This window comes from Thermodesulfobacteriota bacterium (genome assembly GCA_040753795.1).
Lineage (GTDB): Bacteria > Desulfobacterota > Desulfobacteria > Desulfobacterales > Desulfosudaceae > JBFMDX01.
Window position 1 is genome coordinate 114,607 of record JBFMDX010000008.1, and the last position, 25,725, is coordinate 140,331.

Consider the following 25,725-nt stretch of genomic DNA (forward strand, 5'->3'; position numbering starts at 1 on the left):
ATTCCCTTAAAAACGGAAACGCTGTCTGCGGGAGATTGCTTATTCAATATGGTGAAAAATCGCCTGAAGCGCAAGCCCTTTCCGGCATGGCCGGCCGAAATCCGACTTGACGTTCCTTCCTATGGAATGATGGCGTTATTAGCGCTATTAATAATGAAGGGATTGGATTTGGCCGGGTGGCCCAACTACCTGACCCGGGAAGAATCGTGTTCAAGGCAAAAACTGGACCGGAGACTTCTTGCCGTCCTCGTCAGCATGTGCAAATTTTGCACATACTCGCCCGTCACCTCCCAGTGGCCGCCTTTCTTCGGCCCGATGCGGCGGATCAAACCATCTCTCTTCATCTTCGTCAGATTCCATTTTACCCAGCGTATCGAAAGTTGCAGCCGTTCACTTAGCCCCATGTGGGTTATTTTTGGATTGGCTTGAAGAATCCGCAGGATTTCTCCCGCAGTTTTTCCCACAGTTTCCTGGGCGTTATCCCGACGCTTTCCCGACGCTTCACTCACATCAGCCGGCGTTTTCACCAAAACGTCTCCCTCGGTTTCAGAAGAAACCGCTTCCACAGGAATCCGGCCTTTGAACATGACCATGAGTCCGGTGGGCTCAAACCGGAAGGTGGGGAAATCCGTGCCGGTTTCCTGGCAGGCGGTGCGGGCTTTTTCGATGCCGCGTCCCCAGGACTCGACATCGCCGGTGCGGAAAAAGGCGCCGGCAATGAGCGGGTTGTGTGGTCTTGCCGGTCGGATGAAGTGTTGCAAAAGGATCGTGGCTGTGTCATTATTTAATAATCGTAATTGCAATATGTTAAGAACCTTACCGGGGGATCGTCGGATGAAACAAGACCAGCTACTGGACCAGATAAGACAGGCGGTCCATGAGATTGAACCGGCGGCGGAGATTATTCTTTACGGGTCCCGATCCCGGGGCGATGCCGGCCCGGAATCTGACTGGGATCTTCTTGTTCTGGTGGATGGTCTGGTCGATGATGAACGCACCGATCGCATTCGTCACCGACTCTATGAGGTGGAATGGTCGGCCGGAACCGTGATTTCCGCCATTGTACGTTCCCACCAGGAATGGAAAAGCAAACGTTATCAGGGAATGCCGTTTTATCAACAGGTCGAAGCCGAAGGGATCCGTATCTGATGGAGTGGAACAAGGATCTGGTCGCGCACCGTCTGGCAAAAGCCGATGAAACGCTGGAAGATGCTCGTGTTCTGGCTGACGCCGGACGGTGGAATGCCTGTGTGAACCGTCTATATTATGCCTGCTTTTTGCCGTTTCGGGACTTTTATGGCTGGACGGCCAGTCTTCTTCCAAACATTCCGGCGTACGCAGTCTTTTTAATCAACAGTTTGTTAAAACCGGAAAAATTTCAAAGGAGATGGCGCAAATTTATAATGACCTGTTTGAAAGCCGACAGGAAGGAGACTATGTTGACTTTGTCAGCTTTGACGAATCTCAAGTCTTGCCGTGGATACCAAAGGCGGAACAACTGGTTTCATACATCACCGACCTGATTGGGCCGAAGAGTCCTTGATTTTTGAAATATAATGATATTTCTCCCCTACCTTGCCAATAAGTAACTTAATATGCCCCCAGGGAATTTGCCTGATTAACTGATATGAATCAGACTTTGTAACCATACGCAATTCGTCCCCGGGTTGGGGACCCATACCTCTGGCGGGTTTGGCGGGTTCCTTCGTCTGAACTATTCAAAATTTTTGAATAGTTACCTCGTTGCTACGGGATCGATGGCGTAATAATATCGGCCTCATATTCCCCCATCTCCCCGACTAGCCTGTTCCAGCTCGTTCGTGATGTGTTCCAGCCTTGTTTTCAGCTCTTCCCTCTGGCCTTCGGTGGCGAGACGACGGATTTCGGCTTTGTCCCGGCTGAGTGCGAGACGCTGGTAGAGAGACGCTCTGATCTGGCGCTGGAGTTCACGAACGCTCCACTGTTTGACGGCGGCCTCAATTTCATAGAAGCGGCGTTCAGACGGGTCGTCCAGCGTGAGCAGTTCGACGTATTGAGACCAACAACCGAGGGCGAACCGACGGGAGAGGGGCTGCGCGGCGTCGGCAAGGTTCAAGCGAGCGGATTCCTTTGAAATAAATTCTCCCGACACTGTCGGTCGTAAAGCCAATTTCGCACTACAAGCGAGAGGTCAACTGCCCGGACGCTTTTTGCCCCATTCCCGGCCCATACTCCGCAAACGCCTTCTTTGTTCCGTCTTATGGAACGATCCCGTTTTATAGTGTCAGCCAAAGCAGACAATCCAATCAACGGAAGGGCATAGACGAAACAAGGAGGAAGGCAAATGAACGCGAAACTGATGATTAACAATTATGAAATCACCCTGGGCCACAAAGGGTTGGAAGAGATCGCATTCTGGCTGGAGGACGCGCCTGAGAACAGCGACATTTTTCATGAGTTGGCCAAATCGGAGTCCAGCGCGCTGCTGGTCAACCTGGTCGATAAAGAGCATTTGGCCAGGCTGACGGTGCGGATGCTGATCGAGGATTCATCGCTGGAAGTCATGCGGGCGGTCATTGACTCCAGGCACGCCAGAAAGCACATGACCCGCAGGGATATGGAAGCATACCTTGCCACCGGCGACTGCGAGCTGTTGAGCACGATGGCCAGGGACCTGGAGTATTTTACGGAGGTTTACGAAGTCTGTGAAAAAGACTGGTTGTGCGAAAAGCTGGCCGGCCAGAAGGACCCGGGCGTGCGGTTTGCCCTGGCCGAAAACACGGACACGCCGGTTCAGGTGCTGGAGGATCTGACCGAGGACGATGACCCGGATGTGGCCCGGCAGGCGGAAAAAACCCTGGCCGAAATACGGGAAGCAGAAGAGGATGAAGACGAAGAAGATGATGAGGATGAGGACGAGGACGACGATATACCGCTGTAGGGGGGCGCAGACGTCCTGATCGGGCGATTCTGGATCCCCCGGTCAAGCCGGGGGATGACGAGGAAAAGTGGCCGGAGGATGACGAGAAAAGGGCCGGAGTGGGCACAGGGAATGACGAGGAAAAGGGTCGGGGTGCCCAGGAAAAGTGGCCGGAAGATGACAAAGTGAGAAGCCGGGGGATGACAAGAAGACAAACCAGGGGATGACGAGGAAAAACGTAGGTGAATGACAATGTAAGAATACGGAGGGGCTTAACGATGAAGAAACCATCATTATTTTCCCGACGCGAATTTATGCGGCGGATGGCATTGGGCGCGGGAATGATTTTACCCTTATCGACCGGTGCCATCGTTTCAGCAGAACCAGAGATTAACGGCGGTTTAACGATAAGGCGTCTGCCGTGCAAAACCGAGAGTAGCCCTAACGGAGCAACGATAAAGGCCTTTGGCGTGGGCCGGGCCGGCCTGCATACTGTTTTAAGGCTTTTCGAAGAGTACGGCCGAATTGATGACACCATCGAGTATATTTTAGTAGAGTCGCACGGCAGCGAGCCCATAAGGTCAATACCCGCCTTCACGAAGGAACAATTTTGTGAACTCAGCGACATTATAAATCACAGCCAGCTTGTTTTTATCATAGCCGGATTAGAAGAGCATACAACGGCTGACGTCGTTCCGGTTATATCGGACATCGGTAAAAAAATGGGGAAGTTTACCTTATCGGTCGTATCAATGCCGTCCGATCCCGTAAGTACCGGGAAAAAGCTGCTCGCTGAACAACGGCTTGAAGCATGGCGCCGGGCCGGTGATTGTGTCATCACCGTATCAAACGACAACATTTCAAACACAGGTAGCGACGGCAATGTTGTTTCAGCACAGAGTGTTGACATACTTATGGCTGCTGCTGTTTCAGGCATAAGCCAGGCTTTGTGTAGTCAAGGAGTACTTGGGGGACTGGATTTAGCCAACATTAAGCTGATGATGTCAGGGGCCAAAGAATTATCGTTTGGTATTGGTTGGGGCTGGGGAAAGAAGCGAGCTGAAACAGCTGTCTCCTCCGCCTGGCGCTATCTGTCCGCCCGAAAAAGATCCATGCTTTTCAAGGGCGTGCTTTTGGCTCTGATAGCCCCTTACGATCTTTCGTTTTATGAATTGGAGGCAGCAAGCGATACGCTTTACAAGGCACTGCCCAAAAATGTGCCAACTGAGCTTTTGACGCCAATATCCCTTTACGATCTTCCGTTTTATGAATTGGAGGCAGCAAGGGATCCGCTTTACGAGGCACTGCCCGACAATCTGTCAACTGAATTCCTGTGGACGTACGCTATAAATCCCCGGATTGGAATGGATGGTTTGCAGGCCGTTATCTATGGTTGTTGAGCCCCGGGGAACTCAACCTGCTGATGTGTTGAGGAGAATGTAATTCTGGCTTGTCGAAGCATCAGCAGGGCAATGTATTGTCCGGCCATCAAAGCGTGGCATGGATAACAGGGGAGAAAATCGTGATTTCTGAACAACCGAATTTTGTTCATTTGAACGTTCATACCGAATACAGCCTGTTCGGCAGTATCATTCGCATCGAGGATCTGGTTGAGCGGGTGCGCGAAATGGGCATGAAGGCCGTGGCCATTACCGACGACGGGGTCATGTACGGGGTCATGGATTTTTATCGGACCATGGTCAGGGCCGGGATCAAGCCGATTATCGGGTGCGACTGTTATCTGGCGCCGCGAACCATGGCGGACAATACCCTGGCCCGTTGCCGGGAGGTCACCCATCTGACGCTACTGGCGGAAAATATGGAGGGCTATGGCAACCTGTGTTGCATCGCGACGTTTGCCGCTGTTTCCGGATTCTATCAGCAGCCGCGTGTGGACAGCGACGTGCTGCAGCAATACAGCCGGGGCCTGATCTGTCTTTCCGGCGGCATGCAAAGCGATATTGCCAGGCTGGTACAGGAGGGCACCTTTAGCGCAGCCTGGGCAGCGGCGCGATATTATAAGGAAGTCTTCGGGGAAGACAGCTTTTACCTGGAAATCCAGAACACCGGCCTGGCCGGCCAGGCGGAAGTCAATCAGGCCCTGCGTGAAATGAGCCGTGATCTGTCGATTCCCATGGTCGGCACCAATTGCTGCCGCTATCTTAACCCCGGCGACAGCCGGTTTCTTGAAATTCTGCTCTGCCAAAAGGCCGATAAAACAATCGATGATCCGGACCGCCCGCGGGTGGCAAGCGATCAGCTTTATGTAAAATCAGCCGGAAAGATGATTTCTATGCTGGCTGGTTTTCCGGGGGCCGCGGAAAATACCGTGGCCATTGCCGAACGGTGCAATGTCGAGTTTGATTTTACAACCTATCATCTGCCCCGGACCCGTCTGGAAGCGAAAGCCGGCCGCAGTGCCATTGGTGTTTTGAAAGAAAAAGCCGGGCAGGGATTAGAGGTCAGGCTGGCGCAAAGACGGCATCAGGAAGCCCATATCGACGAAAACATCTACCGGGCGCGGCTGGATCATGAACTTGCCAAAATACAGCAGGCAGGCATAGCCGGATATTTCCTGCTGGTAGCGGAGATTGTCGATTTTGCCATGGACAACAACATTCCTATTGGTCCGGGCCGGGGGGCCACGCCCGGGTGTCTGGCCTGTTACTGCCTGGGCATAACCGCCATTGATCCTGTCGCGCACGGTCTTCTGTTTGAGCGGTTCTTCAACTCTCTGCGTCCGGTCATGCCGGATATTGACCTGGATGTCTGCATTAGGGGGCGGGAGAAGGTTGTCCAACACCTTCTGGATACATACAATGCCGGCGATTTTCTCCAACATCGTGCCTCGCACATCATCACATTTGGCGCCATGAAAACCAGGCACTGTGTGCGAGAAGTGGCCCGGGTTCTGTCTGTTTCAAAGAAAAAAGCAGAAACAATTATCCGGTTGATACCGCCCCAGGCCAGAGATCTGGCCGATGCCCTGGCCCAAGTCCCGACCTTAGAAAAGCAGATGGACGGCTGTTCGGATCACGGTGAAACACTCAAGCAGGCGGTTCGAAAGCTGGAGGGGCTTCCCCGTCATCCCGCCATTCATCAGGCTGGTATCGTTGTCGGAGATCAACCGTTGACCAGGACTATACCCCTTTCCATTATCAGGGGAAAAGTTGCCACCCAGTTTACTGCCTGGCAGGTGGAGTCCATGGGGCTGATCATACTGGACCTGCTGGGGCTGCGCCACCTGACAATCATAAACGATACCCTGGCATTGATAAAAGAACAGGGGAAAACCCCGCCGGATATGTGCCAACTCGATATGGCCGATGAACAGACGTTCCAGCTTCTTGGCCGGGGTGACACCGACGGTGTTTTTCAACTGGCAGCCGCAGGGATAAGGGAACTTTTGATAAAAATGAAACCGGATGCTTTTTCGGATATTGTCACGCTGATCGGTTTATACCGGCCGGGGCCCCTGGAAGACGGGGTGATTGATGATTTTATCGATCGGAAGCATGGCCGCAAAGAAGTTGCCTATCCTGTTCCGGGGCTGGAGCCATTCCTGAAAGAGACCTATGGCCTTCCTTTATATCAGGAACAGATCATGCGGATCGTCCAGGATCTGGCTGGCTTTTCTCCGGAGCAGTCGGACAGTTTTCGCAGAGCCGTGGGGAAAAAAATAGTAAAGGAGATGGAGGCTTTTCGACGGTTCTTTATCAATGGCCTGACGACTGGGGGTACAGCCGAAGACACTGCGCGAGAACTGTATGAACAGCTCGAATTTTTTGCCGGTTACGGTTTCCATAAGTCCCACAGCACCGCTTACGCTCTGATCGCGTACCAGTCAGCGTATTTAAAAGCGCATTTCAGGGATGAGTTCATGGCGCAACTATAAAACGGGATATGGGTCTGTACCGGCCACACCCTTTACATGCGCAGCATCCACTGCAGGCTGCCTTTCTTCTTGACGATGGCCGCTTCCGGGCAGATTTCCATGCAGCAATAGCAGCGGATGCACTTGTTGTAATCGTAAACCGGCGTTTTTCCCCCCTCGTCCGCCCGGGCAATGGCGCCGGCCGGGCAGATTTTATGGCACTGATAGCAGAGGGTGCAGTGATCGGGCCGGGGCAGGGGGTGGTCGATGAACAGGTTGCGGAACCGTTTTGATGTGACCGGCCAGCGCACCATGTTGGACATGAAGGTGCCCCGGGATGGCTGGAACGGTTTGACTCTCATGTCTTCAGGCCGGCGGCCCTTGATTTCGATGTCTCCGGGACCATTGACGCCGAAATCGCGGCCAAACCCCAGGCGCACGGTGTAGGCCTTGTCCGGGTCCAGGCCGGCGGTCCTGACGGCCACCCAGTCCACGGCCACCGCGTCCAGGCCGGCGAGGACGGCGTTCATGATTTTGGGCGTTCCCGAAGTGCCCGGGCCTTCACCCTCCTGGCAGACAATGGCGTCCATGAGGGTCAGCACGGTTTTGGGGGGATCAAACCCGAACTGCATGGCCCCGTAAAGATCCAGCAGGAATTCCGCGAACGCCTCGGCATTGGGCAGTTTGACATGCATCTTGGATTTCTGCAGGCCGGGGATGGCGCCGAACAGGTTCTTGACCGCGCCGGTGACATAGGTCAGGCCGTGGGTCTTGAACTTGGGCAGGTTAACGATCAGGTCGGCGTCAAAAAAAGCGGCGGCGACATCGATGCTCTTAAATGATTTGGCCCCTTCGTAATGAAGCGCCCGGGTCTGCTGGGGGTCGGCCACTGCCACCCCTTCGGTGGTGACGATGTCATGATAGCCGGTCTTGCGGATGGTGCGGTCCAGGGAATGAAAGGCCGGTGATTCAATCAGGACCGGCCGGCCGCCATATTGTTTGACCAACTGGACAGCGGCCCGGAAAAATTCCGGGTGGGTGATGATCGCCTTTTCCGGAGGCGACGGCATCAGCAGGTTGGGGTTGACGGCCACCCGGGCGTTTTTAAACCGGTCCGTGTCAAACCCGATATTGACCAGGCTCTGCTCCAGCACATCCTTGATATCGGTGCTGACATAACCGCTGCATTGCATCAGCGAAACGCGCGCCATATGGATTCCTCCCTGTCAAAAAAAGCTGAAAGCCATAACCGGGGTCAGATTACGACAAAAACAGTGCCGACACAAGACCGCTTTTGTCCTTGCCTTTCATCTCGCCCCTGCCGTACATTTCCTGAATGTACAGTAACCGGACATATCGCATCCCCCTGCGCCGCAGGCCTTTTCTTTGCCTGTTCCTGGCGCTGCTGTTTGCATGCCAGGCGCCGGTTGCTCCCCGGGAAAAAAGCTACGCCGAGTACAAAGAATCCAGATATCTTCATCTGGACGCGGCGATTCAAAGCATGAAGGGCAAGTTGATTTCCTATGTGTCCGATGTTCAGACCAAGGCCAACCAAATCACTCAAGACGCGTTTGTCACGGATTTTTTTAAAATTATCATGGCCTTTCAGGCGCTGAAAGGAACCGGCCAGCTGACGCCGCAGGCGATCCGGAACACCGAATTGCTGGAGAAAAAATTTAACGAGCATTATATCCTTCATTATCAGGGTTTTTATGATATTTTGTTCATCAACCCGCAGGGTGATGTTTTCTTCACTATCCGCAGGCAGAATGACTTACAGAAGAATATTTTCAACGGACAACTGAAAGATACGGCGCTCTCCAAAAAAATGACGGCCGCTCCCGCCGAGTCCTTCGTCGATTTTCAGTTCTATGAGATTTCCGGTGAACCGTCGGCCTTTTTTATCGAGCCAGTTCAGGATAACAACGGTTTCCAGGGCTGGATCGTGCTTCAGTTTGCCGTGACGAAGATAAACGATCTCTTCAGCCAGGAGCAGGACATCGGTGCCACCGGAGAGATTTTCCTGGTCAATCGTGAACATTATATGCTGACCGACTCCCGTTTCAACGCCGAATCCACTATTTTAAAGGAGCACCTGCCGGACGAAAACATTTCCAGTAAATTTGCCGCCGGCAAAGGACGCAAGGAAGTGGTCGACTACCGGGGCAAGCGCGTTGCCAGTTCGTTTGAAACCTTTGATTTTCTGGACAGCCGCTGGCTGATCATCGCCAAAATGGATGAAGCGGAAATATTCACGGATTATTTCCGGCAGTACCCGGAAAAGTTGCGGCAGGCGATGGACCGTCTCAATCTCAACCAACCCTCCGGACATGAACCAGTGGAATTTGGTTTTGATGACGGGCTTGAGGTGGATATGGATGAGTTCAGGAGAACCGATCAGCCACGGACCCTTTACACCTACGGGGTTTCCACCTGCGCGGCTTTTGTGTTGAAGTATCCCGGCAAATTCACTTACCTCGCCCATATCAGCACCTATGATAAGGTCTATGGTGAAAACAGAACCGATCTGATCGCCCATATCCTGAAAAAAGTGGAGTACCTGGAAATAAAGGCGGCCGAAAAAAACGACCTGGAGTTCTGTATGGTTTCGCCCAGCAGGAAGGCGTTTTACAACATGGTTGGCCGGCTGCTGGAACACGGGTATTTCCTGTCGCAGATCAGGCTGATGCAAAATCCGGATGCCGCCCACGCCAACGTCAAGAGCGAGGAGCTGGGAGGCGAGGTTCTGGTGAACTGGAAAATGAAGGACAATACCTATTATCTGGACCGCGCTTCAAAAAACCCTTCGCTGCAGGAACGCCTCAAACAAGCGATGTAGTCCTATTCCGCCTTCGGTTCGCCGCCCGTATACCACTGCCAGGTTTGACGCATGCCATCGGTAAAATCGGTATACTCAAAACCCAGGCTGCGCCCGAGGCGCGTAGTTGTAACGGCCGGCCAAATAACTGCCGCCGATGATCAGCAATGATGGCTTCAGGTGCTTTTCCCTTTTTCCGGGTCACAAGCGGACGTCATACGGCGCGACGAACTCCCGGGAATAAAAGTAGGCCTCGCTCCACTCTTCCAGTTTCCGGGGCGTCCGGTACCCCCTTTGAACGGCCAGCTCATACATGGCCGTGCCCGGGTAAGGCGTATACTGATTCAGCTTCCAGATGACGGCCCGGGGATTATCCGTTTTCAGGCGCTGAATCAGGTCCAGTGTCTGTTGAAAATCGGCTTTTGTTTCCCCCGGGAACCCGGCCATGAAACTGTATTGAGGGATAATGTCCGCCTCCTTCAGTTTAAGGTTCAGCCGGATGGCCATTTCCGGGGTTATGCCCTTGTTGATCAGCTTGAGCATTTCCGGAGATCCGGACTCGATCCCGCAGAAAATGGCAACCAGTCCGCTGTCTTTCAGGAACCGCAGGGTTTGGTCATCCAGCTTCAGGGCCATGTCGACTCTACCCGTGCAGATCCACTGGAAAGCGAGGCCCTTTTCCCGGCACAGGGAAAAGATCGTCACAATCCGCCGGATATCCAGGAGGAAGTTGTCGTCGAAAAAGCTGATGAAGCGCGGCTGAAGAAGCAGGGCCTCCTCGATCATCTTCAGAACATCGCCGGCGGGAAGCTGATAAAAGTCGGGATGCAGCACTTTTTCCACGCAGAAGGTGCAGTGAAAAGGACAGCCCCAGGAAGAGATAATCGGAATGGTCGTGGAGGCGGGGTAACGGGAGAGAAGGTGATAGGGAATGGCATGGTGTCCGGGCCTGGAAACAGTCCCCCGGTTGACGCGCGTCCTGCCGCTGCTGCGGAAACCGATATGATTGATTCCCTCCACCGGCCCCCCCTCCTTCAGCGCGCGGACAAGGTTTAAAAAAGGCTCCTCGCCCCGGCCCAGGACGACATAGTCGATGAGCGGGCAGGCCAGCGTCTGCTCCGGGAAAAGAGAGGGGTGGGGGCCGCCCAGCACGATCGGCACGTCGGCCGCTTTCCTGACCCGTTCGCAGATGTTGATGACCGGGGAGATCTGGGGACCGGTCATGCAACTGATCCCGACGCAGATCAGGTCCGGGGTGAGGCGCTGCCTCACCCGGTCGTAAAAATCTTTTTCCATCCGCTGGTCAATAATTTCCACTTCCATGCCCGCGTCAAGGAGGGGCTGGGCAATATACAGCAGCGACAGGGGAATGAGGTCGTAGGCTTCCCCACCGGAACCCGGATACAGCAGCAGGACCTTGTTTTTGTCGGCGTTCAAATGCTCTCTTCATCATAACAGATCATGATCAGGGCGGAGACCATGCGGCACGGACCCTGATCGCGTTTTCCGGAAGCCTCCCCAGACAAGTCCGGCAGCGGATGACGCCTTTGCCCGATAAGGCGATGAGCTTTTTCATATCCCCCAAACAGGGGAAAGGCAAGAAAATACGGGTATTGATTTTTCCGCCCCGCTAAGGATAAATAGGGATAAAGAAGAAAGGAGAGTTGACATGATGCCGAAACGTTTCCGCCGTCTGATATTTATCGTGGCCGTGGTGAGTTTTAGTCTTGCTGCCCTATCCTGCGGTTTGATCAACGCCGAAGAGACCTCGGAGGTCCGGCAGATCCGCCAGATCGCGGTCATGCCGGTTTTCAAGGGCAAAAAGCCCGACAAAGCCCCCACCCTGATGATCTGTCCCCTGGGCCGGATCTGCACCGAGGCGGAAAGACTGGCGGACGGGGCGGAAAGTACAATGACCGCCACCCTGCAGAAGGCCATGGCCGAGCGGTACGCAGGCCGCGTCATTGACCAGGAAAAAGCCGCCGCTTCATATAATACGCAGGCCGGTAAACTGGACGAGGTCACGCCCATGGACCTGGCCATCCGGCTTGGAAAAGATTTGAATGCCGGCTATGTGCTGGTCGGCAATGTCTGGCGGTTCACGGAGCGCAGCGGCGGCCCCATCGGAACGGCAAAACCGGCGTCCGTGGCTTTCGATCTGCATCTGATTGACGTGGCGCGGGGGGCCACCATCTGGGAGGGCTCTTTTGACAAGGTGCAGCAGGCCCTGTCGGATGATCTTTTTAAGGCTGGTGATTTTATCAAACAGGGCGGACGCTGGTTAACGGCCGGGGAGCTGGCCCTGTTCGGCGCCAGGGAAACCATAAAAAACATGCCGATACCCGCCGCCGGGAAATAACCGGTGATCCCGGGAATGCTTGAATAGCCGAAAGATGACCGATACCGGCAATCAGGCCCGCAGACGCCGGGTCTTGAAGGTGCGGTAGCCGCTGGTCAGGATGGTTTTGACAAAAGAGGCCAGGCCGCTCTCGTTGGGCTCGGGGTCTTGGCCGCTGGCCATGCGCCGGAGCTGGCGGCTGTACCAGGCCACTTCCATCAGGGCCATGCGGTCCACGGCCTTGATGCCGGTGGAGATGGGCCGGATAGTCACGGTCGGGGGTTGCCCGGCAAGAATTCTGGTGCCGTACTCCGGGTCCACCGCCAAAGGCCGGGCCAGGCCGATCATGTCCAGGTGACCTTCCGCCAGGGCCGCGGCCATGGCGCCGGCAGTGCGAAACCCGCCGGTCACCGCCAGGGGCACCTTGATCAGGGATCGGACATTGGCGGCAAACTCCAGAAAATAGGCCTCCCGCGCCAGGGTGCTGTCCGGCGCCCGGCGGCCGCTCATGGCCGGGGCTTCGTAATTGCCGCCGGAAATCTCCACCAGATCCACGCCCTCATCGACCAGGGTCTGAATGACCGCCAGGGACTCCTCCTCGGTAAAACCACCCCGCTGAAAATCGGCTGAATTGAGTTTGAAAGCCACCGGAAAGTCCGGACCGACAATGGCCCGGACGCGGCGGTAAACCTCGACCGCGAACCGGCGGCGGTTCTCCGGATTCCCGCCCCAGATGTCGCCGCGCTGGTTGTGCCGCGGGGAGAGAAACTGGCTGATCAGATAACCGTGGGCGGCGTGGATCTGCACGCCGGTGAACCCGGCTTTTTTCAGGATTTCCGCGGACCGGCCGAACCGCTCGATGATGTTTTGGATTTCCTTGTCCGTCAGTTCCCGGGGAGTCTCGAAAAAGGGGCGAAGGGATGGTTCAAAGGGAATGGCCGACGGTCCCACGGCCTCGGAGTTGAGCCCCTTGGGGACCTGTTTGCCGGGATGGTTCAACTGGGCCCAGAGCTGCGTTCCGTTCTGTGTCCCGGCCCGGGCCCAGGCCCGCAGCAGGTCCATGTCGTCTTCGTCCTCGACGGCCACGTTGTACGGCTCGCCCAGGGCCCTCCGGTCCACCATGATATTGCCGGTGACCAGCAGACCGGCTCCGCTTCGGGACCAGCGGTCGTAAAGGGTGACCAGGCCGGGCGTCATGTGGTTGTCGGCCGTGCCCAGGGCTTCGGACATGGCCGATTTCATCAGCCGGTTTTTTATGGTCTGCCCGCAGGGCAGGGTAAACGGTTGCCCGATCAGTTCCCGGGGTGATTGGTTGTTATTCATAAAAATCCTTCCTTTTCAAACCGCCCTAAAACGCTATAACCCTAACCACTTAACACTTAACCACTTAATCACTTAACACTTAAAACGTAATCACTTAATCACTTTTCTATATTCTTCATATCCCTCTTTTTCAAGATCCGCCAGGGGAACAAATCTCAGGGCCGCGGAATTGATGCAAAAGCGCCGGCCCGTGGGCGCCGGGCCATCGTCAAAGACGTGGCCCAGATGAGAGTCGGCCCCGGCGCTGCGGACCTCCACCCGCCTCATGAACAGGGAGCGGTCCTCTTTTTCCGTCACCGCTTCCGGTTTTACGGGTCGGGTAAAGCTGGGCCAGCCGGTTCCGGAATCGAACTTGTCCGAAGACAGAAAGAGGGGCTCGCCGGACACCACGTCCACGTAAAGGCCGGGTGCCTTGTTGTTCCAGTAGGGATTGTCAAAAGGCGGCTCGGTTTTATCCTTCCGCGTCACCGCGTACTGCATGGGGGTCAGTTTTTCTTTGAGTTCATCCTCGGGCGGACGGGTGTAGGCGCCCGTCTCCGGCCGATCCTTCCAGGCGGCGGCGATAAACCGGTCCCGCCCGGAACCGGCCCGGTAGGCCTTGTACCGGAGCGGATTCTTTTTGGCGTAATCCTGATGATAAGCCTCAGCCGGGTAGAAGGTGGTGTAGGGCAGGATGGCCGTGGTCACCGGCCGGTCAAAACGGCCGCTGTCGTCAATCGCCTTTTTCGAGGCTTCGGCCAGGGCCTTCTGCCCCTCGTCATGAAAAAAAATCGCCGACCGGTACTGGGGGCCGCGGTCCACGAAGGACCCGCCGTCATCCGTCGGGTCAATCTGCCGCCAGAAGACGTTCAGCAATTCCTCATAGCGGATCCGCGCCGGGTCGTATTCCACTTCAATCGCCTCCAGGTGGCCGCTGCGTCCCGAGCAGACGTCCTCGTAGGTCGGATCGGCCAGGTGCCCGCCGATATAGCCGGAGATCACCGCCGTCACCCCTTCCAGGGCCTGAAAGGGGGGCTCCATGCACCAGAAACAGCCGCCGGCAAAGGTGGCGGTTTCCAGGGGAGAAGCGGTCTTTTTGCCGGTATCGCCTGCCGCGGCGCCCGCGTAATGGTCGCCGCCGGTTATAGTCGTCATCATCATGATCACCATCAGTAGTGTTGTTTTTATTTTATGTTTCATTGCTGTTTTATCCTTATGCCTTATTTTTCAAACATAAGGCCATTTTACAAATCGGCAAGTAGCGGCACGGCGCGCCGTGGCTCTGGGGGGATACCTTGAATATCCGCGATTCCATCTTATCATTTAAACAAGGCGCAACCGTTTATCAGAAAAACGGGAAAAGCCACAAAAAATAGGTTTGCGGACGGCCAAGAACGTTCTTACGGATCGTCAGCCAAAGGGAGGACATGATGAACGAAAAAAATAATATATCGGAAATTATCCGAAACATAAGTGACAGATATAGTGACCGCATCAATGACATGGGAAACCATTATCTTGAGGTGAATATCGGTCGGGAGGCGGAGCGGATGGGGTTGACCGATCTGCCGGATCCAATCCGTTCGGCTGATGTAGTGGTTCCCCTGAAGGAGCCGGCGCCCGGCATGAAAGTCATGATCGACGGCCGAACCTTTGTGGATTATGCCCGCTTTGACTCCGGCCTGGCCGCGCCGGAATATGTGGCCCGGGCCGCGGGCCTGCCGTTTACGCCCTATGCGGCGCCCGTCAGCATGGTGCTGAACTTTGCCTGACATAAATCCTTTTATTTCTCCACCGCCTCCAGTTCCCCGGCGCGGTCTCTGGTAAGGTCGGCGGCGCCGAACATTTCATCCCCCCCGGGAAGAATGAGCAGCAGCCGGTGGCAGATATCCACCGCGCCCCGGCCTTCAGCCATTTCAAAACCGAGAATGTGGCCGCCGACGGTCCGGTCGTCGCTGATAAAATGCAGGTGATATCCGGGCACATTAATGCCCTTGACCCAGACCGGGCAGCGGAACCCGACAATCTGGCCGGGAATATCTTGCAGATGAAACTCCGGTTGATTACTGGTGACCTCGGCAAGGGGCGGATAGGGCTTTTCCTGGGCGGGTACGCTGCGAGTGTGCATGCGTGAAAAGATTCCCCTGATGCTGACGGCGCAGAACAGGTTCGGGTTAGGCACCGCTTCATCCAGGACCCGCTGAACCGCCGCGTAGTCCGACCCCTGGTCAAAAGCGACCTTGCGGTCGGGGGAAAAAGCGCAGACCGCGGCAAAAGGAGTGGTCAGTGTCTTGTCCGGGGTGTAAACCTTTCCGTCGGCTTTGACCTGGTAAATCCGGCCGCCCGCCAGGACCATTTCTCCGTCCAGACGGTCAAAGGTGCCGATGCCCAGGTCGCCGTGCGAAAGCAGATCGTCGCAGGTCATGGATCCGTCATAGGCCCCGGCCAGCAGGGCGTCGATGGTGGAGGTTTGCGTGATGGTGTCCCGGGGAGGCAGCGACGAGCAGGCCGCCGTCAGCAGGACCGAACCGACAAACAGGAGGGCCGCGTAACGTTTCATTACCGGAGGTATCCTTAAATTAAGCGTTTTTCTCATATCTTTATGTTGCCGGCCGGATTCTGTCAAGGACAGGACCGGTTGCGACCCGGACGAAAGAAAGCCCGGTTGTTTTTAATCCGGACCTTTCCCCGGGCACACTTCGTGCTTATTTTTGTTTTGACGATAAACATAAACATAATGAAAAGGACGTCTCTTTCAGAGACGGCAGAAAGAGGGAAAGATGAATATGATTACAACCGATGCTTTAGCATCCATGCAGTTTGCGTTAAAATGGAATCATGGTCAGGTGTCTCACACCGACGGATATTTCGCCCGCAAGGTGAACATGTGGCGGGACTGCTTCCCTAAACCCCTTTATGACGCGCTGATCGGCCGGGAAAACGGCGCCACCATAACGCTGGATAAAATTCCGGGCGGCAGCCTGCCGGCCTTCAATCCGAACCAGGTCGTCACCCTGCCGCTTGACCGCTTTAACCGCAAATTCCGCGACAACGTGCTGGTTCCCCGCTACGGCCGGTTTTACCCCAAAGGGGCGCTGTCCGGGGTGGCGAATATTTTTCCCGACAACATGGCGCCTTTCCGGTACGGCCCTGCGGACGGAACCGTGTTTGAAGCCGATCTGAATCATCCCCTGGCCGGACGGGAGGTGGCCTTGTCCGTCCGCATCGATAAAATTTTCGATAAAATCGACGAGCGGGGCGGCACCTGCGTTGACTGGATAGAGACCGTCAGCGACGGTGGTCCGGGCATGCAGGCCCGTATGAACGGCCGGCCCACGGACTTCTTTTCGGGCGCGCCGTTTGAGCGTCCGGACAACCGGCCGGACAAGGTGTTTTATGAAACACCCCGGATGGTGGATCATCTCGACGCCAAGGCCCGGGAACTGATCACGGGATTATACGCCCGCCTGCTGCCGCCGGGCGGCGCCGTGCTGGACCTGATGAGCTCATGGAACTCCCACCTGCCGGCGGACATGGCCTTTTCCCGGGTGACCGGACTGGGCCTGAACGAGCAGGAACTGGCGGCCAACCCCCGCTTGGCCGATTACACGGTCCGGGATTTGAACGCCGATCCGACACTGCCTTACGACGACGGCGCCTTTAGCGCCGTGATCTGTTCGGCTTCGGTGGAATACCTGATCTCACCGCTGGCCGTGTTTGACGAAGTCGCCCGGGTGCTGGCGCCCGGCGGCGTTTTTATCGTCACCTTTTCCAACCGCTGGTTCCCGCCCAAGGCCATCAGCCTCTGGACAACCTGTCATGAATTTGAACGGTTGGGGCTGGCTACCGAATATTTCCTTCAATCCGGAAAATATGATAAGTTACACACGTGGTCCATGCGGGGTTACCCGCGTCCGGCCGATGACAAATATTACCCCGAACAACCGCTGTCCGATCCGGTTTATGCGGTCTGGGGATACAGAAAATAACCGGTAATCGAAGAGGGAGCGATGGATGGATTTGCTTGATTATTTCGAAAAAACAAAAGGTCTGGGGGTACTGGCCACAGCCGACGGTGAAGGCCATGTCAACGCGGCCATTTACTCCCGGCCGCATATCATGGAAAACAACACGGCCGGGTTCATCATGCGGGACCGACTGACCCACGACAATCTGCAAAGCAATTTCCGGGCCGCTTACCTGTTCAAAGAAGACGGGCCGGGATACACCGGCAAGCGGCTTTACCTTGAAAAACTCTCCGAAGAAATGGACACGCCCCGCGTCAATGAACTCAAGCGGCGTGTCCTTTCTCCTGCAAGCGACGCGGAAAAAGGCCATAAGTTCCTGGTGATCTTCAAGATAACCAAAGTGCTGCCGCTGATCGGGGGCGTCGAAGAGGAGTAATAGTGGGACGGCATCATCTGGTTCTGGGCGAACTGACCGATTATGTCACCGGCCGGACAATGGTCGACACCCACGACGAACGGGCCCGGCAGGCCATTGCCCGGATGCTGGTGGATGAAAAAGGCTATGACCGGGCCGACCTCACGGTCGGAACCACCCTGCCCCTGACCGTCAACGGGCAGTCCGGCACGGTCCGGGTTGACTTTGTCGTTGGCTTGAACGGCCGGGCGGTGATGGCGGTGATTTACGGTCCCGGTGCCATTGTCTCCCGGCAGCGGCCGGCCCTGGCCGCGGCCCGCCTGCTGGAGCCGTACGTCATTCCCCGCACTGTCATTTCCAACGGCCGGGAGGCTCATGTCATGGACACCCGCACCGGCAAGGTGATCGCCGAGGGACTGGACGCCATCCCTTCAAAGCAGGACCTCCTGACAAAAATGGATTTGCTGACATTTGACACCCTCTCCCCGGACCGGATCGACAAGGAGAGACGGATTCTCTTCTGTATGGAAGTGTTGTCGGAAAAAGAGTGTGACGAGTATGTCTGTCGTTGTTAATAATGAATGAACCAAAACCACATAAATCCATGACCCGACCCATGATCCGCCTGGAAAACGGCGACCGCGCCGCGGATCAGGCCGACCTCATCGTGGAGGAGCCCCTCTCCATCCGCATCGACGGCCAGCCGTATGCGGTGGTCATGCGCACTCCCGGCGACGAAACCGGTCATGTGGCCGGGTTCTGCCTGGCCGAAGGGCTGATCGACCGGCCCGAGGATATCGCCACCATCGGGTTCTGTGCCGAGGAAGGCACCAACGTGGCCACGGTGACGCTGACCCCGGAGCGACGCGCCGCTGTTGACGGCCTGCTGGCGCGCAAGGGCTTTGTCAGCCAGACCAGCTGCGGCATCTGCGGCAAGGAGGTTGTCCGGGACATGCAGCAGATTCTCCGGCCGCTGTCCGCCAATGTTCGATTTTCAAGCGGACAGATCATGGCGGCCCTGGACCTGCTCGCTTCCAGCCAGAAGCTGTATCAATCCAGCCGGGGCGCTCATGCCGCCCTTATCGTGGACGCTCAGGGCCGGCTTCTCGCCTTTGCCGAGGACGTCGGCCGGCATAACGCCCTGGACAAGGCGGTCGGGCGGGTTTTTCTGGACCGGGGCCTTAACGCCGCGGCCATGGGACTCATGTCCTCACGGATGAGCTACGAACTGGTTCAGAAGGCGGCCCGGGCCGGGCTGGAGATTCTGGCAGGGTTTTCCCGGCCGACCTCCCTGGCCGTGGACCTGGCCCTGACAGTCAACATGACGCTGATCTGTTTTCAGGATAACCGGCTGCTGGTTTTTTCGGGACCGGAAAGGATTATTTAATTTCAACACACACGGGAGTTGAGATGACGGACATAAAACCGGTTCAGCAATCAGTTGACATCGATGATACGCGGATTCAATACCTGCTTTATGACGGGCAGGGACCGGCCATGATTTTTCTGCACGCCACCGGCTTCATGCCCTGGATCTGGCATCCCATTGCCCGGGAATTTGCCGCCGGCCACCGGGTCGTTGTTCCCTATTTCTGCGATCACCGCCATTCCGATCCCCATCAGGGCGGGTTGAGCTGGCTGCGGATCGCCGAAGATCTGGCCCGGTTCTGCGAAACCCTGGGCCTTCAGACGCCGCGGATGGTCGGCCACTCCATGGGCGGCGCCGTCATCACCCTGGCCGCGGGCCGGTTCGGGGTGTCGGCTGAAAAAATGGTTCTTTTTGAACCCATTTTCCTGCCGGAGGAATTATACAGCCTGCAACTGCGGGTAGAGGACCATCCCCTGGCGGGCAAATCCATCAAACGCAGAAACGCCTGGGACGACCGCCAGTCGGTCAGGAGCTACTTGAAATCCAAGCCGCTGTTTGCCCGCTGGGACGAGGAGATGCTGGACATGTATCTGCATTACGGATTCATGGAAGCCGATGACGGCGGTATTACCCTGGCCTGTCATCCGGAGCGGGAGGCGGCGCTCTTCATGGGATCCATGGACTATGATCCCTGGCCGGTCATGCCCCAGGTCCGGTGCCCGGTGCTGCTTCTGGAAGGAGAACTTTCGGAAAACCGCGGATTCATCAATCTGGAAAAAGCCGCCGAACAGTTTCCGCAAGGCCGCCATCAGGTCGTTGCCGGAGCCGGCCACCTGATCCCCATGGAAAAGCCCGGAGAGTCGGTCCGGTTGCTGAAGGCGTTCTTTGATGCGTAAAAGGACCCCGGGTTGAGTTTACTTGCCATCATCGGCCTGGCCGTAGCCCTGGCCATGGATGCCCTGGCCGTGTCCGTAGCGGCCGGTGTCTGTATTCAGCAGGTCAGCGCCCGCCAGTTTTTCCGCCTCTCCTGGCATTTCGGCCTGTTTCAGGCCATGATGCCGGTGGTCGGCTGGTGCGCCGGGCTTTCCGTCCGCCGCTGGATCGAGCAATACGACCACTGGCTGGCCTTTCTGCTTCTGGCCGTGGTCGGCGCCGGCATGCTGCGGCAGGCGTTCGGCAAGGAGGATGAGGACGAAATTAAAACAGACCCCACCCGGGGGTGGCGGCTGGTGATACTCTCGGTGGCCACCAGCATCGACGCCCTGGCCGTGGGATTGAGCCTGTCGCTGATCGGCGTCTCGGTCTGGTTCCCGGCCGTGATCATCGGCCTGACCGCCGGCCTGTTTACGTTTTCCGGCATGCTTCTGGGCAGCCGGGCCGGACGGATCGCCTGGCTGAAACGTTATGCGGAAATCATCGGCGGTCTTGTTTTGTACGCCATCGGCCTGCGAATTTTGTACGATCATGGAGAGCTGGCGGCAATAATTGGGTAAACAGGGCAGGAGCGCGCCGTGCCCCTGCGATATGGGATGGACGTGTTACGAACGACCGGCGGGTCGCCCCGCAATTACCATGGGAGGATAACATGACGAAAATTTTGAAGCAGGTCTGCACCTGCAAAAACTGCGGCAATGAATCGGAAATGGAAGTGACCTGTTCTCTGGCCGAAATCGAGGTTGCCGCAAAGAAAAAAACCGAACACCGGCATGAGGCCCATCCCGAAGGGGTCAAGGTCAAGGGAACCGGCGTGTGCCGGCATTGCGGCAACGAAGCGGACATGTGGCTGGACATATAGGCAGACTGGCCGCCTTACGGATGTGTAGCGGCCGTCAGGGAACCATTTTAGCCGCGATTTCCGTGATACCCTTGCGGATGAGCATCACCGCGATGGCGGTCAGCAGAAGGCTGGCAATCTTGGATACGATCTTGGTGCCGGTCTGGCCCAGGATCCGCGTGATGGGTTGCGCCATTAAAAAGATAAACCCCGCGATAGCGATATTGGCGACCAGCGCCGCGGCGGTAATCAGCCGGCCGTACAATCCGGCCAGAAGAATGCAGGTGGCCAGCACGGCGGGACCGGTAATCAGGGGGACGCCGATGGGTACGACGCCGAGGCTGTGAACGTCCGGACGGCGCTGCTCTTTTTCCCCGCGGAGCAGGTCACTCAAGGAGAAGACGATCAGCAGCAAGCCGCCGGCGATCATGAAGTCCGGAACGGTTATCCCCAGAAAAAGCAGCAGGGCCGGGCCGAAGGCCAGAAAGGCCAGGGCCACGGCCATGGCCGTGATGACGGACTGGTAAACGACCGTTCGGCTTCTGTCGCTGTCCACCCCTTCGGTCAGTGAAAGAAACATGGGCAGAACGCCGATGGCGTCCACCGCCACGAACAGCGGCACGAAGCACAGCCAGAAATTGTCCATTTTGTTGCCCGCCTGGAAAATCACGGTCCGCGGATAAGGTTGTTCACCGGTCGGCGGGTATCTCCAACCCACCGGACGGCCGCCTTGCCTAATTATCCTTCAGAATATCGTCGTCAAAAACATTTTCGATTTTTCGCTTGTGCTTCAGCTCTTCTCCGGCCAGAAAGCCAAAAAGTCTGGCAGTTTCGCTGTCGGAACAGCGGTTCTGCCAGGCCGAATAAAAGGCATGGGCCTTCTCCTCTTTTTTCATGGCCAGGGTCAGGGCGTCCTGGTAACCCATCCCCGCGGAAAAGGGGATGTCCACCATGAAGTCGCTGATTTTAAGATTCTGAACTTGCGCCGGCTCAAAATCTTTCAGGTTGCTTACATCCCGCTTCAGCAGCAACTGGCGGTGATTTTCCTCTTCATCAGCCAGTTCCTGAAAAAACGGCTGCAACGCCTTTTTATTTATACTGTCCCGGCATTGAAGATAAAAATCACGGGCCTCCTCTTCACGCTCAATGGCAAAGGCAATGACATCTTTCATCGAACGGCATTCGTGTTTACTCATGTGACCTCCCTTGTCTGCTTTAAGGCGATTTCCAAAAATTATAGTGATCCCTTCCTGCCCTGTCAACCACGCTTGGTTTCTGCCCCCGCGCAACCGGGATTGCCTTCCGCTGGCACAGATTCTCTGGTGCTTGTCAGAAATATGAGGACTGGACCTTGACGGAAGCACGAAAATACGGTAAAAATTGTTATCTTTTTTATCAATAAGGTCTTATTCCCATGACGACAAAAATCAGCCGGCGCCTTCAGTCCCTTTTTACCTTTTTTTCCATACTCTGCTGGATGTCCCCGGCGACCGCCGGGGCTCAGGCGGACACGCCAACATTCGTCAGCACGGTACGGTACCCTTTCGCGGACACTCAATTTGCCGAGGATGCCCGGATTGTGGCCACCGCCCAGGCCCGGCGGGACGTGTTAGGCAAGGCCGGACCCCACATTGAAAATCTGGCCGTTGTAAAAAAACAAAAGGTTCCCAAGGAGTCTGTTCCGGCTCTGGCGGCCGCGATCCTTGAAATCGAAACGGTGTTGCAGAAAAGTTATGCCGTTGACCAGTCCTTCGTTTTCGAAATCACCGTTAAAACGCAAATCAATCCGGCCACATTGGAAGCGCAGGCGGAACGTTTTCTCAACGACAGGGATCTTCTGAAAAAGTATCAGGACACCCAGAAAAAAGCGTCCGATCTCCTGGATACGGTCAGCGCTTTGGAAGCGGAGAGCCGGCAACTGACAAGCGCCCGGTCGGAAGAAAAAAGGGCCGTCAGCGATAAACTCCGGAAGGCCATCGACAGGCTCTCCGCCGTGGCCTGGTTTACCAGAGCCCTGGACCTGGCCAGCCGTCAGACCCTGGCCGGCCGGATTCCCGATGAAGCCGCCGATTCCCTGATCAAAGCCGTTACCCTGGATCCGGAATACGGGGACGCCTGGTCCTGGCTGGGAAAAGTTTATTCAGAAAAAAGCGAATACGGACGGGCCGCTGATTATTATCAAAAAGCGCTGAAAGCAGATGTGGCGGCCAGGGGAGAAAATCACCCGGATATAGCCGTCGACTATAACCGGCTGGGACTGGCCCGTCACCGCAACGGCGAGTATGACCTGGCCATCGAAGCCTACCGGAAAGCCTGGCTGGTTCAGATTCAACTTCTGGGGGAAAACCATCCGGATATCGCCGCGACCTATAACAACATGGGGGAAGCCTATCGTCGAAAAGGCGAGTTTGACCGGGCCATCGAATACTATATGAAGGATCTGGAAATTACCCTTAAGTCCCTGGGGCCGAATCATCCCAATCTGATTGCGACCTACAATAACCTCGGCTATGCCTGTCACGGCAAGGGTGACAACGGACGGGCCATGGAATACTTCCAGAAGGCCCTGGAGGTATGTCGTATTTCCCTGGGGGACAACCATCCCCAGACCAGGGCGATCATGGAAAATATTGAGTTTCTCCAAACAGGCGGCCCGTCTGCCGGCCGGTGAAGACAAGAAAAAACCATGCCCCTTTCCGCTCTTGACCTTTATCGCGATGTATTACCCCGGACCAACTGCGGGGAGTGCGGGTTTCCCACTTGCCTGGCCTTTGCCAGCATGGTGGTTTCAGAGCAGCTTCCCCTGGAAAAGTGCCCCCATCTTTCCGCGGAAACGGTAGCGTCCTGTCAGGCCGAGCTGCAGGCCCAGTACGCCGCCGGCAAATGGACCCGCCGGGATATGGGCCGGGACGCCCTGGAGTGGGCCAGGCAGCGTTCGGCCTCCATGAAGATCAGCGACCTGCCGGAACGCATCGGCGGCCGGCTGGTGGACCGAAACGGGCAGCCGGCCCTGGCGCTTCCCTATTTTAATGATGTTGTCTTCATCATCACGGACGGCGTTACCCGGGAGGACGGCACGTCCCTGACCCACTATGAGCAGGTGTTTATCCTCAACCACATGGCCCAGGGCGGGCGAGCCGAACCGACGGGAAAATGGAAAGGACTGGTGGAGATTCCCAACACGGTTTCCAAAATCAAATCCATGAAAAGTCATGTGGAAGAACCGTTAAAAAAAGCGTTCGCGGGCAAACTTGATCAATTGCAGGCCGCGGCCGCAAGACTGGGGGGGAAAAACGTAACCGGCGACATCGGCTCGGCCGACGCGGCCATCTATTTTCAGGCCCTGCCCCGGGTGCCGCTGCTGCTCATGTTCTGGGACGCGGAGCCGGATGACGGTTTCGAACCTGAAGCCCGGCTTCTGTTTGACGAAACCATCACCCAGCATCTTGACATTGAATCCATCATGTTTTTAAGCGAACGGCTGCGCCAGTTGCTGTGCGATCCGCCTGTCTGATACAATAATGTTTCAGGTTTCCGGCCCGTCAGGAACCGGTGCGGGTTAAGCCCGTTCTTCCTGTTGGATAACCAACTGTTATTGTTTTATTTAAAGGAAATGTCGGAAACGCGTCGGCGTTGGCACGCATGTTGAATGAATCTTGCGATTAAAAATGTCAACGGCCAGAAACCGGCTTGCTGACCAAGGCATCAACATTAAAACCGACAGAGAATTAAAGCAATTGAAACCCTGTGATCAGAACATCCAACAGACGATAGAGATCGCCAACCAGATGATTGCCCTTGCCGAAAAAGGTGACGCCGACCGGGAAGACAGTGGCTGCGGGGTGCTTTACGGCGTCATGCTGGATTCGGCCTACCGGATACGTGCCCTGGCCGAAAAGGAAAAGCGGGAACACATCAAAAAGGGCTGGTGGAAAGAATAATCAGAAACAGATCGACTTAAAAGGAGGAAAAAATGGGTAGACTCAAAGGAACTCAAACGGAAAAAAATCTTCTGCTCTCGTTTGCCGGTGAATCCCAGGCGAGAAACCGCTACACCTATTTTGCCGGTCAGGCCAGAAAAGACGGTTATGTCCAGATTGCCGACATTTTTGAAGAAACAGCCAATCAGGAAAAAGAGCACGCCAAGCGGTTCTTCAAGTTCCTGGAGGGCGGTGACCTGGAGGTTTGCGGAACATTTCCGGCTGGCGTAATCGGAACCACCCTGGAAAACCTGAAAGCGGCCGCCGACGGCGAGCATCATGAGCACTCCTCCATGTATCCCGGATTTGCCAAAATCGCGCGGCAGGAGGGATTTGAAGATGTCGCCATCGTCTTTGAAAAAATTGCCGTGGCTGAAAAACAGCATGAAAAACGATACCGGGACCTGGCCGCGAACATTGACAAGGGTACCGTCTTCAAAAAAAGCGAGGCCGCCGTGTGGCGCTGCCGCAACTGCGGCTATCTCCACGAGGGAAAAGCGGCTCCGGAAATGTGTCCGGCCTGCGCCCATCCTCAGGCGTATTTTGAACTGCTGGGAGAAAACTGGTAATTATAAATAAACAATAAAAAAATGGAGGGAAACATCATGGCTGAACGTTTTCAGGTTTACAAGTGTGGTCTGTGCGGAAATATTGTGGAAGTGCTCTTTGGCAGTGACGGAACCCTGGTCTGCTGCGGTCAGGATATGACCCTGCTCAAGGAAAACACCGTTGACGCGGCCAAAGAGAAGCATGTGCCGGTGATTGAGAAAACCGCCGACGGAGTTAAGGTCAAGGTCGGCAGTGTCGCCCATCCCATGGAAGAAAAACATTATATTCAGTGGGTGGAAGTGATTGCCGACGGCAAGAGCTGCATCCAGTTCCTCAAACCCGGTCAGGCCCCGGAAGCGGTGTTCAAGGTGACCGCCGACGCCATCACGGCCAGGGAATACTGCAATCTGCATGGCCTCTGGAAAGCATAGGAAGGAAT

Annotated in this window: 28 protein-coding genes and 1 pseudogene; 20 read left to right on the top strand and 9 right to left on the bottom strand. The window is 56.0% G+C overall.

Annotation, left to right across the window (positions count from 1 at the left end):
- Window positions 1-185: 185 nt before the first annotated feature.
- Entirely contained in the window at window positions 186-803 is a 618-nt protein-coding gene (locus AB1724_11325; GenBank protein MEW6078395.1) for an ATP-binding protein, read from the bottom strand.
- 31 nt (window positions 804-834) lie between these two features.
- On the opposite strand from AB1724_11325, the gene AB1724_11330 reads away from it, so the two are divergent.
- Together AB1724_11330 and AB1724_11335 are read left to right on the top strand one after the other, a co-directional pair.
- Entirely contained in the window at window positions 835-1,149 is a 315-nt protein-coding gene (locus AB1724_11330; GenBank protein MEW6078396.1) for a nucleotidyltransferase domain-containing protein, read from the top strand.
- Window positions 1,149-1,543: pseudogene (locus AB1724_11335) on the top strand (HEPN domain-containing protein). Before AB1724_11330 ends, AB1724_11335 begins: the two are co-directional and overlap by 1 nt.
- Window positions 1,544-1,777: 234 nt before the next feature.
- On the opposite strand, the gene AB1724_11340 reads toward AB1724_11335, so the two are convergent.
- Window positions 1,778-2,095, bottom strand: coding sequence for a DUF1016 N-terminal domain-containing protein (locus AB1724_11340; protein ID MEW6078397.1), 318 nt, complete (start codon window positions 2,093-2,095; stop codon window positions 1,778-1,780).
- A 228-nt stretch (window positions 2,096-2,323) separates the two neighbouring features.
- Here AB1724_11340 and AB1724_11345 point away from each other — a divergent pair, with 228 nt between their 5' ends.
- The 3 genes from AB1724_11345 to dnaE all read left to right on the top strand — a co-directional run bounded on the left by AB1724_11345 (window position 2,324) and on the right by dnaE (window position 6,794).
- Window positions 2,324-2,920: a hypothetical protein gene (locus AB1724_11345; GenBank protein MEW6078398.1), complete on the top strand. Its 597-nt coding sequence runs from the start codon at window positions 2,324-2,326 to the stop codon at window positions 2,918-2,920.
- Window positions 2,921-3,177: 257 nt separating this feature from the next.
- Window positions 3,178-4,299: a hypothetical protein gene (locus AB1724_11350; protein ID MEW6078399.1), complete on the top strand. Its 1,122-nt coding sequence runs from the start codon at window positions 3,178-3,180 to the stop codon at window positions 4,297-4,299.
- Between the two features lie 122 nt (window positions 4,300-4,421).
- Entirely contained in the window at window positions 4,422-6,794 is a 2,373-nt protein-coding gene (dnaE, locus tag AB1724_11355) for a DNA polymerase III subunit alpha (GenBank protein MEW6078400.1), read from the top strand.
- A gap of 32 nt (window positions 6,795-6,826) precedes the next feature.
- On the opposite strand, the gene AB1724_11360 is transcribed toward dnaE, so the two are convergent.
- Window positions 6,827-7,984, bottom strand: a complete 1,158-nt coding sequence (locus AB1724_11360; GenBank protein MEW6078401.1) for a DUF362 domain-containing protein — start codon at window positions 7,982-7,984, stop codon at window positions 6,827-6,829.
- A gap of 125 nt (window positions 7,985-8,109) precedes the next feature.
- Here AB1724_11360 and AB1724_11365 point away from each other — a divergent pair, with 125 nt between their 5' ends.
- A complete protein-coding gene (locus AB1724_11365) occupies window positions 8,110-9,612 on the top strand; it encodes a cache domain-containing protein (GenBank protein ID MEW6078402.1) in 1,503 nt (500 codons plus the stop codon).
- 180 nt (window positions 9,613-9,792) lie between these two features.
- Here the strand turns inward: AB1724_11365 and AB1724_11370 are convergent, their stop codons facing one another.
- Entirely contained in the window at window positions 9,793-11,028 is a 1,236-nt protein-coding gene (locus AB1724_11370) for a radical SAM protein (protein ID MEW6078403.1), read from the bottom strand.
- Between the two features lie 232 nt (window positions 11,029-11,260).
- Between AB1724_11370 and AB1724_11375 the strand changes: the two genes are divergently transcribed.
- Window positions 11,261-11,950, top strand: coding sequence for a hypothetical protein (locus AB1724_11375; protein ID MEW6078404.1), 690 nt, complete (start codon window positions 11,261-11,263; stop codon window positions 11,948-11,950).
- Between the two features lie 51 nt (window positions 11,951-12,001).
- Here AB1724_11375 and AB1724_11380 read toward each other — a convergent pair whose 3' ends face one another.
- Window positions 12,002-13,252 (bottom strand): NADH:flavin oxidoreductase/NADH oxidase family protein, encoded by a 1,251-nt coding sequence (locus AB1724_11380; protein MEW6078405.1) that lies wholly within the window; start codon window positions 13,250-13,252, stop codon window positions 12,002-12,004.
- 90 nt (window positions 13,253-13,342) lie between these two features.
- Complete coding sequence (gene msrB / locus AB1724_11385) at window positions 13,343-14,431, bottom strand: peptide-methionine (R)-S-oxide reductase MsrB (protein MEW6078406.1); 1,089 nt, start codon at window positions 14,429-14,431, stop codon at window positions 13,343-13,345.
- A 227-nt stretch (window positions 14,432-14,658) separates the two neighbouring features.
- On the opposite strand from msrB, the gene AB1724_11390 reads away from it, so the two are divergent.
- Window positions 14,659-15,003: a hypothetical protein gene (locus AB1724_11390; GenBank protein ID MEW6078407.1), complete on the top strand. Its 345-nt coding sequence runs from the start codon at window positions 14,659-14,661 to the stop codon at window positions 15,001-15,003.
- An 11-nt stretch (window positions 15,004-15,014) separates the two neighbouring features.
- Here the strand turns inward: AB1724_11390 and budA are convergent, their stop codons facing one another.
- On the bottom strand, window positions 15,015-15,791 hold the full coding sequence (gene budA / locus AB1724_11395; protein ID MEW6078408.1) for an acetolactate decarboxylase: 777 nt from the start codon (window positions 15,789-15,791) through the stop codon (window positions 15,015-15,017).
- Window positions 15,792-16,011: 220 nt separating this feature from the next.
- On the opposite strand from budA, the gene AB1724_11400 reads away from it, so the two are divergent.
- The 7 genes from AB1724_11400 (at window position 16,012) to AB1724_11430 (ending at window position 20,778) form a co-directional block, all read left to right on the top strand.
- On the top strand, window positions 16,012-17,220 hold the full coding sequence (locus tag AB1724_11400) for a class I SAM-dependent methyltransferase (protein MEW6078409.1): 1,209 nt from the start codon (window positions 16,012-16,014) through the stop codon (window positions 17,218-17,220).
- 25 nt (window positions 17,221-17,245) lie between these two features.
- Window positions 17,246-17,635 carry a pyridoxamine 5'-phosphate oxidase family protein gene (locus AB1724_11405; protein ID MEW6078410.1) on the top strand — a complete coding sequence of 130 codons (390 nt, stop codon included), beginning with the start codon at window positions 17,246-17,248 and terminating at the stop codon, window positions 17,633-17,635.
- 2 nt (window positions 17,636-17,637) lie between these two features.
- Window positions 17,638-18,189: a type I restriction enzyme HsdR N-terminal domain-containing protein gene (locus AB1724_11410; GenBank protein ID MEW6078411.1), complete on the top strand. Its 552-nt coding sequence runs from the start codon at window positions 17,638-17,640 to the stop codon at window positions 18,187-18,189.
- 29 nt (window positions 18,190-18,218) lie between these two features.
- Window positions 18,219-19,001, top strand: coding sequence for a formate dehydrogenase accessory sulfurtransferase FdhD (gene fdhD, locus AB1724_11415; GenBank protein MEW6078412.1), 783 nt, complete (start codon window positions 18,219-18,221; stop codon window positions 18,999-19,001).
- 23 nt (window positions 19,002-19,024) lie between these two features.
- On the top strand, window positions 19,025-19,879 hold the full coding sequence (locus tag AB1724_11420; GenBank protein ID MEW6078413.1) for an alpha/beta hydrolase: 855 nt from the start codon (window positions 19,025-19,027) through the stop codon (window positions 19,877-19,879).
- Window positions 19,880-19,891: 12 nt separating this feature from the next.
- A complete protein-coding gene (locus tag AB1724_11425) occupies window positions 19,892-20,476 on the top strand; it encodes a manganese efflux pump MntP family protein (protein MEW6078414.1) in 585 nt (194 codons plus the stop codon).
- Window positions 20,477-20,568: 92 nt separating this feature from the next.
- Window positions 20,569-20,778, top strand: coding sequence for a hypothetical protein (locus AB1724_11430; GenBank protein ID MEW6078415.1), 210 nt, complete (start codon window positions 20,569-20,571; stop codon window positions 20,776-20,778).
- 34 nt (window positions 20,779-20,812) lie between these two features.
- Here the strand turns inward: AB1724_11430 and AB1724_11435 are convergent, their stop codons facing one another.
- Together AB1724_11435 and AB1724_11440 are read right to left on the bottom strand one after the other, a co-directional pair.
- Window positions 20,813-21,403 carry a MarC family protein gene (locus AB1724_11435; protein MEW6078416.1) on the bottom strand — a complete coding sequence of 197 codons (591 nt, stop codon included), beginning with the start codon at window positions 21,401-21,403 and terminating at the stop codon, window positions 20,813-20,815.
- A gap of 88 nt (window positions 21,404-21,491) precedes the next feature.
- Window positions 21,492-21,953 (bottom strand): ferritin family protein, encoded by a 462-nt coding sequence (locus tag AB1724_11440; GenBank protein MEW6078417.1) that lies wholly within the window; start codon window positions 21,951-21,953, stop codon window positions 21,492-21,494.
- A gap of 218 nt (window positions 21,954-22,171) precedes the next feature.
- Between AB1724_11440 and AB1724_11445 the strand changes: the two genes are divergently transcribed.
- The 5 genes from AB1724_11445 to AB1724_11465 all read left to right on the top strand — a co-directional run bounded on the left by AB1724_11445 (window position 22,172) and on the right by AB1724_11465 (window position 25,717).
- Window positions 22,172-23,428 carry a tetratricopeptide repeat protein gene (locus AB1724_11445; protein MEW6078418.1) on the top strand — a complete coding sequence of 419 codons (1,257 nt, stop codon included), beginning with the start codon at window positions 22,172-22,174 and terminating at the stop codon, window positions 23,426-23,428.
- Between the two features lie 15 nt (window positions 23,429-23,443).
- Entirely contained in the window at window positions 23,444-24,271 is an 828-nt protein-coding gene (locus AB1724_11450; GenBank protein ID MEW6078419.1) for a DUF3786 domain-containing protein, read from the top strand.
- A 154-nt stretch (window positions 24,272-24,425) separates the two neighbouring features.
- A complete protein-coding gene (locus AB1724_11455; GenBank protein ID MEW6078420.1) occupies window positions 24,426-24,698 on the top strand; it encodes a hypothetical protein in 273 nt (90 codons plus the stop codon).
- Between the two features lie 32 nt (window positions 24,699-24,730).
- On the top strand, window positions 24,731-25,306 hold the full coding sequence (gene rbr, locus AB1724_11460; protein ID MEW6078421.1) for a rubrerythrin: 576 nt from the start codon (window positions 24,731-24,733) through the stop codon (window positions 25,304-25,306).
- Window positions 25,307-25,342: 36 nt separating this feature from the next.
- Window positions 25,343-25,717 (top strand): desulfoferrodoxin, encoded by a 375-nt coding sequence (locus AB1724_11465; GenBank protein ID MEW6078422.1) that lies wholly within the window; start codon window positions 25,343-25,345, stop codon window positions 25,715-25,717.
- The last annotated feature ends 8 nt before the right edge of the window (window positions 25,718-25,725 follow it).

Coding starts and splice junctions, on each gene's coding strand:
- AB1724_11435 (MEW6078416.1), bottom strand. CDS start 21,403: ATGGACAATTTCTGGCTGTGCTTCGTGCCGCTGTTCGTGGCGGTGGAC.
- AB1724_11375 (MEW6078404.1), top strand. CDS start 11,261: ATGATGCCGAAACGTTTCCGCCGTCTGATATTTATCGTGGCCGTGGTG.
- AB1724_11360 (MEW6078401.1), bottom strand. CDS start 7,984: ATGGCGCGCGTTTCGCTGATGCAATGCAGCGGTTATGTCAGCACCGAT.
- AB1724_11365 (MEW6078402.1), top strand. CDS start 8,110: ATGTACAGTAACCGGACATATCGCATCCCCCTGCGCCGCAGGCCTTTT.
- AB1724_11330 (MEW6078396.1), top strand. CDS start 835: ATGAAACAAGACCAGCTACTGGACCAGATAAGACAGGCGGTCCATGAG.
- AB1724_11420 (MEW6078413.1), top strand. CDS start 19,025: ATGACGGACATAAAACCGGTTCAGCAATCAGTTGACATCGATGATACG.
- msrB (MEW6078406.1), bottom strand. CDS start 14,431: ATGAAACATAAAATAAAAACAACACTACTGATGGTGATCATGATGATG.
- AB1724_11380 (MEW6078405.1), bottom strand. CDS start 13,252: ATGAATAACAACCAATCACCCCGGGAACTGATCGGGCAACCGTTTACC.
- AB1724_11455 (MEW6078420.1), top strand. CDS start 24,426: ATGTCAACGGCCAGAAACCGGCTTGCTGACCAAGGCATCAACATTAAA.
- AB1724_11465 (MEW6078422.1), top strand. CDS start 25,343: ATGGCTGAACGTTTTCAGGTTTACAAGTGTGGTCTGTGCGGAAATATT.
- budA (MEW6078408.1), bottom strand. CDS start 15,791: ATGAAACGTTACGCGGCCCTCCTGTTTGTCGGTTCGGTCCTGCTGACG.
- AB1724_11430 (MEW6078415.1), top strand. CDS start 20,569: ATGACGAAAATTTTGAAGCAGGTCTGCACCTGCAAAAACTGCGGCAAT.
- AB1724_11440 (MEW6078417.1), bottom strand. CDS start 21,953: ATGAGTAAACACGAATGCCGTTCGATGAAAGATGTCATTGCCTTTGCC.
- AB1724_11345 (MEW6078398.1), top strand. CDS start 2,324: ATGAACGCGAAACTGATGATTAACAATTATGAAATCACCCTGGGCCAC.
- AB1724_11445 (MEW6078418.1), top strand. CDS start 22,172: ATGACGACAAAAATCAGCCGGCGCCTTCAGTCCCTTTTTACCTTTTTT.
- AB1724_11400 (MEW6078409.1), top strand. CDS start 16,012: ATGAATATGATTACAACCGATGCTTTAGCATCCATGCAGTTTGCGTTA.
- rbr (MEW6078421.1), top strand. CDS start 24,731: ATGGGTAGACTCAAAGGAACTCAAACGGAAAAAAATCTTCTGCTCTCG.
- AB1724_11405 (MEW6078410.1), top strand. CDS start 17,246: ATGGATTTGCTTGATTATTTCGAAAAAACAAAAGGTCTGGGGGTACTG.
- fdhD (MEW6078412.1), top strand. CDS start 18,219: ATGACCCGACCCATGATCCGCCTGGAAAACGGCGACCGCGCCGCGGAT.
- AB1724_11450 (MEW6078419.1), top strand. CDS start 23,444: ATGCCCCTTTCCGCTCTTGACCTTTATCGCGATGTATTACCCCGGACC.
- AB1724_11350 (MEW6078399.1), top strand. CDS start 3,178: ATGAAGAAACCATCATTATTTTCCCGACGCGAATTTATGCGGCGGATG.
- AB1724_11390 (MEW6078407.1), top strand. CDS start 14,659: ATGATGAACGAAAAAAATAATATATCGGAAATTATCCGAAACATAAGT.